Source organism: Halomonas sp. BC1 (genome assembly GCF_002078135.1).
Taxonomy (GTDB): Bacteria; Pseudomonadota; Gammaproteobacteria; order Pseudomonadales; family Halomonadaceae; genus Vreelandella; species Vreelandella stevensii.
The window spans coordinates 205,266-209,819 of record NZ_LFGS01000017.1; the positions used below are offsets into that span (position 1 = coordinate 205,266).

General features: G+C 55.8%; 4 protein-coding genes. 1 reads left to right on the top strand and 3 read right to left on the bottom strand.

All coding sequences use genetic code 11. From position 1 onward, the window contains the following. Positions 1-310 precede the first annotated feature (310 nt). The gene (locus B7L72_RS13990; protein WP_081195072.1) at positions 311-1,279 is read right to left on the bottom strand and encodes a chromate resistance protein ChrB domain-containing protein; all 969 of its coding nucleotides are present in this window, start codon (positions 1,277-1,279) and stop codon (positions 311-313) included. 81 nt (positions 1,280-1,360) lie between these two features. Here B7L72_RS13990 and chrA point away from each other — a divergent pair, with 81 nt between their 5' ends. Beyond that, positions 1,361-2,737: a chromate efflux transporter gene (gene chrA, locus B7L72_RS13995; RefSeq protein ID WP_081195074.1), complete on the top strand. Its 1,377-nt coding sequence runs from the start codon at positions 1,361-1,363 to the stop codon at positions 2,735-2,737. A gap of 67 nt (positions 2,738-2,804) precedes the next feature. On the opposite strand, the gene B7L72_RS14000 is transcribed toward chrA, so the two are convergent. Together B7L72_RS14000 and B7L72_RS14005 are read right to left on the bottom strand one after the other, a co-directional pair. Beyond that, positions 2,805-4,175 carry an MFS transporter gene (locus tag B7L72_RS14000; protein WP_081195076.1) on the bottom strand — a complete coding sequence of 457 codons (1,371 nt, stop codon included), beginning with the start codon at positions 4,173-4,175 and terminating at the stop codon, positions 2,805-2,807. 35 nt (positions 4,176-4,210) lie between these two features. Beyond that, on the bottom strand, positions 4,211-4,486 hold the full coding sequence (locus tag B7L72_RS14005; RefSeq protein WP_081195078.1) for a metal-sensing transcriptional repressor: 276 nt from the start codon (positions 4,484-4,486) through the stop codon (positions 4,211-4,213). Between the last annotated feature and the right edge of the window lie 68 nt (positions 4,487-4,554).

Genomic DNA, 4,554 nt, shown 5'->3' on the forward strand with positions numbered 1-4,554 from the left:
AAAACAGTGCAAGCACATTTTCACGCCGCAGCCGCAAACTCGAAATTCCTCGGCTTCTGATAGCCTGGTTAGAAAGGAGCTGGCACCTGTCGTACTCCATCTGAATACATGACACATGCTGCTTGGCGGCTAATTATGCCGTTCAAGGAATGCGAAATACGCTAGCAACCTAAACTACCTTTCTTTCTCCTCGTGCCATTGCTGGAAATATTTAGAACGTCCGCGGGCCGACTGAACCCTTATTTCGAGCCACGAGGGTCGCTAGCAAAAGGCTGGGGTAAACCCGGCCTTTTCACTATTAGCGCATTGCTCACTCCCCGTTTGGGTCTCCCGCCAAATACGCCTGGTAAAGGTCATCAAACAACATATCTGTATGTTGTAGTAGGGCATCATCGTCGTCACAACGCTCTTTAGCCCCGGCCAGCATGAGTTTTAACCCTACGGCCTCCGGCACAGGGGTGCCCCCCACATCCAAGTAGTGGACTAGCTCCGCAATCCTGCTCAAGCCTGCCTGTGTCTCAAGGCTAAAACTCGCGAGCAGCACTTCAAACGTGACCTTGTCATCAACATGGGTGAAATGAGCTCCATCAAAATCAAACCCCAGCGCGTCTGTCGGACACTGGCTCGGATGCTCAAGCCACACGAAGCGAGCCTCGGGATCAATAAAGCGCTTGATCAACCAAGCCGATGCCAGCCTATCCACCCAAGGGCGACGGCGCGTGGCCCACCATCTCCCGCGAAATGCAGAGTGATCAAGCCGTGGGATCTCGGCTTGGATCGGCTGGGGCTCGTCTGGCACAAAGCAACGATTAAAGACGGTCTCCGCATCTGCCAAGGCCATAACGGCGCGCTTGCTTTCTGACCCTGGATAAAAATCGATCTCCACAATGCCTTGTAAACGTCGCTGCAACTGGGTCAATTGACGCTGCGCTTCTCGCTCCTCCAACTGAGGGCAAGCCTGCTGCCAGTCAACCACTGCCGCTCGTAAGGCTTGAAAATCTGGCGTTCGATCAAAGAGCGAAGGCAACACATCGACGCTATCTATGGCAGATTCTTCTATCTCGATCAGCAGCGCGTTACCTCCCAGCTCCCGAATAGCGCCGACTTGTAACTCCAGCGCTTCCCTTCGCGAGGGGCTAGCAGGCAGTAAGTAGACACCATCTCTGAGTACCACGGCACCTAAACTACGAAGTGCCCGCCAGACCCTCATACGGGGTGTGCCCGCCCGCCCACTGAGGCGCATGATCAGGATTAACCAGTGCTGTACGTTATCTGTCATACCGCCTCTTTCGTTGTATGTATAACCCCATTGTTATACATTCTACAAAATAACACCCCTGACATCGTTAAAGAGTGTGCCATGCCGCCCATCATTGAGTCGCCCCATCAAGTACCGTTCCGTGAGGCCGTTAGGGTCTGGTTACGAATCGCACTATTAAGCTTCGGCGGCCCCGCCGGTCAGATAGCGGTGATGCATCGCATACTCGTTGAAGAAAAAAAATGGATTGGCGAGCGCCGTTTTCTGCACGCGCTTAACTACTGCATGATGCTGCCGGGGCCAGAAGCGCAACAGTTGGCTATCTATATCGGTTGGCTGATGCATCGTACCAAAGGTGGCTTGGTCGCGGGCAGCCTCTTTGTGCTACCTGGTTTCATCGCCATTCTGGCCCTGAGCTACCTGTATGCCGCCTTGGGCAATGTGGGAGCCGTTGAAGGGCTCTTCTTTGGCCTAAAAGCGGCGGTTCTAGCCGTGGTGCTTAACGCTGTCGTCCGTATAGGTAAAAGGGCACTGAAAAATCAGATAATGCTTGGCATCGCCGCTGCCGCGTTTGTCGCCATCTTCTTTTTTGAGGTAGCGTTTCCGCTGATTATTCTAGGCGCGGCCCTTCTGGGGTATTGGGGAGGGAAACGTGGCATGACGGCCTTTCAGGTAGGAGGTGGCCATGGAAATGCCGACGAGTCAGTGCTTAGCGACCGAGACTCCCTACTGGGCGAAGGGCTGCCTGCCCATGCACGCCCCAATCGCCAGTGGTCGCTACGTATGTCAGGCACGTTACTCCTATTGTGGCTAACACCGGTAGTGCTGCTATTGGCCCTATTCGGCAGCGAGAATGTGTTCAGTCAGATTGCTTTCTTCTTCAGTAAGATGGCGGTGGTGACCTTTGGCGGTGCCTATGCGGTGCTGGGTTACGTCACTCAAGAGGCGGTGCAAAATTATGGATGGTTGGCACCGGGCGAGATGCTGGATGGCCTGGGCATGGCGGAGACGACACCGGGCCCGTTAATTCAAGTCGTGCAGTTTGTTGGGTTTATGGGCGCTTATCGTGAGGCCACAGGCCTTGATCCTATGTTGGCCGCAACGCTCGCCGCATTGCTGACCACGTGGGTAACGTTCGTACCTTGTTTTCTTTGGATATTTTTAGGGGCTCCCTATGTGGAGCGTTTACGTGACAACCGCGCCCTCAGCGCGGCGCTGTCCGCCATTACCGCTGCGGTCGTCGGGGTTATCCTCAACTTAGCCATTTGGTTTGGACTTCACGTTATCTTCGCTGACGTAGGCGAAAGGCACGTGATGGGAGCGCGACTTTTAGCGCCGAACTTAGCGTCCCTCGATTTACTGGCGTTGTTACTGGCGGCAGGCGCCATGATCGCGATTTTTCATTTCAAGGTTGGCATGCTCAAGGTGCTGTTTGGCTGTGCGTTACTCGGCGTTCTAGCCTCCCTGGTTAGCTTCTAATTACCTCACACTGTCAAGCTTGCTAGAGCCCACTTGAGGGCAATATCCCTCCGCCAGCTTTATCAGATCATGATGGCCATCGCGTATGGTGGTTATCAATGACAAATACATGTCGATGCGAGCCTGGGGAATGATGGTGGAAATGGCGATGAGGTTCCGGCCCCTCCCACCCTTCATGCTCGTGCTGATGATGTTCATCGTGGTAGTGCCGGTGGGTATGGCTTATGGGGATGTGCTCGTGCTCAACAATCATCGGGTCACGTCTATGCCAGATAAGAGCTGTGAGCGCCGTTGCCGCCAGGGCCACCGTTCCCAGCAAAGCAAACGTCCCCTTCAGCCCAAGGTTCACCCCCAGCCAGCCTGCCAGCGGATAGGTGACCAGCCAACAGCTGTGTGACAACGAAAACTGGGCAGCAAACAGCGCTGGACGATCCTCGGGCTGGCATGAGCGCTTGAGCAGGCGCCCGGTGGGGGTCATGACCAATGAGGCCCCTGCGCCCAGCAGTAACCATAGCCCGACAAGCCCCGCAAACGATGGGCCTAGCCAGCCCAGGTAGAGGCTGAGAGCCATCATAACGCCACCCAGCAGCATGACCGGCCGTTCGGACACCCGATCCAGCACCTTGGGCAACAGTAAGGCCACTAGCATGGAGCCCCCGCCTGCGGCGGCAAAGGCCAGGGCTACCTCTTTCTCGCCCAAACCCAACACCGAGCGCACGAGCACTACCGTGTTGACGATCTGCATGGCCCCGGCGGCTGATACCGCCAGGCTCAACGCCAGCAGCCCGCGCAGCCGGGGCGTCTTTAGGTAAATTCGCGTGCCATGGGTAACGCGACGCCAAACGCCGGGAACATCCTCTAGGGCAAGAGGCGCAGGCAGGGTCACCGATATCACCAGGGCGGCAGAAATAAAGAAGGCCAATGCGTTGAGTACGAACAGGACATCAAAACCCATCACCATCAGCAATGCCGCCGCCGCCATCGGGCTAAGAAGGTTTTCTAAGTCATAGGCGAGGCGCGACAGGGATAATGCTCGCGTGTATTGCTCTTCGTCTTCGAGAATGTCAGGGATCGTCGCCTGGAAAACGGGTGTAAAGCCTGCTGAACAAGCATTGAGCAGAAAGATCAGCACATAGATCTGCCACACCTCGGTAACAAACGGCAGCGTGCAGACCACGGCCGCACGCAGCACGTCCAGGCTAACCAACAAGGTGCGCCGAGGCAGGCGTGAGGCATAGGCGCCGACCAGTGGGGCAATGCCCACGTAAGCGACCATCTTGATCGCCAGCGCGGTGCCGAGCACGACCCCCGCCTGACCCTCAGCAAGGTGATGAGCCAGTAATGCCAGAGCAACCGTGGTCAGACCGGTACCAATCAGTGCAATGACCTGAGCAAAAAAGAGATGGCGATAGACGCGATGGGCGAGTACATCGAGCATAGAGCGTTCCTCACGTGAGGGGAGCTTAGATGCATTTACAGGTAGCGGGCAATGGCCTTGAACTCTTCAGCCCGCTCCCGCTGCGTTTGATCCTGAGAGCCCAAGGCATCCTCTAGGCAGTGATCGATATGATCTAAAACCAAGGCACGTTTGGCCTGTTGAATAGCCTTCTCAACCGCATGGAGCTGCTGGGCAATGTCCAGACAGTGGCGACCATCCTCTATCATCTGCGTCACGCTCGAAAGGTGCCCCCGAGCCCGGTTCAAGCGCTTGATGATGTCAGGATGTGACTGGTGAGTATGTATTGTCATTTTCTTTCCCTTATTCTATTCCTATCCCCCTGGAGGGGATGGTAATCTATTGCCGCTATGCGGCGCTA

Bases quoted from the DNA above. Each gene is read 5' to 3' on its own strand.
- B7L72_RS14005 (WP_081195078.1), bottom strand. From the start codon at position 4,486: ATGACAATACATACTCACCAGTCACATCCTGACATCATCAAGCGCTTG.
- chrA (WP_081195074.1), top strand. From the start codon at position 1,361: ATGCCGCCCATCATTGAGTCGCCCCATCAAGTACCGTTCCGTGAGGCC.
- B7L72_RS14000 (WP_081195076.1), bottom strand. From the start codon at position 4,175: ATGCTCGATGTACTCGCCCATCGCGTCTATCGCCATCTCTTTTTTGCT.
- B7L72_RS13990 (WP_081195072.1), bottom strand. From the start codon at position 1,279: ATGACAGATAACGTACAGCACTGGTTAATCCTGATCATGCGCCTCAGT.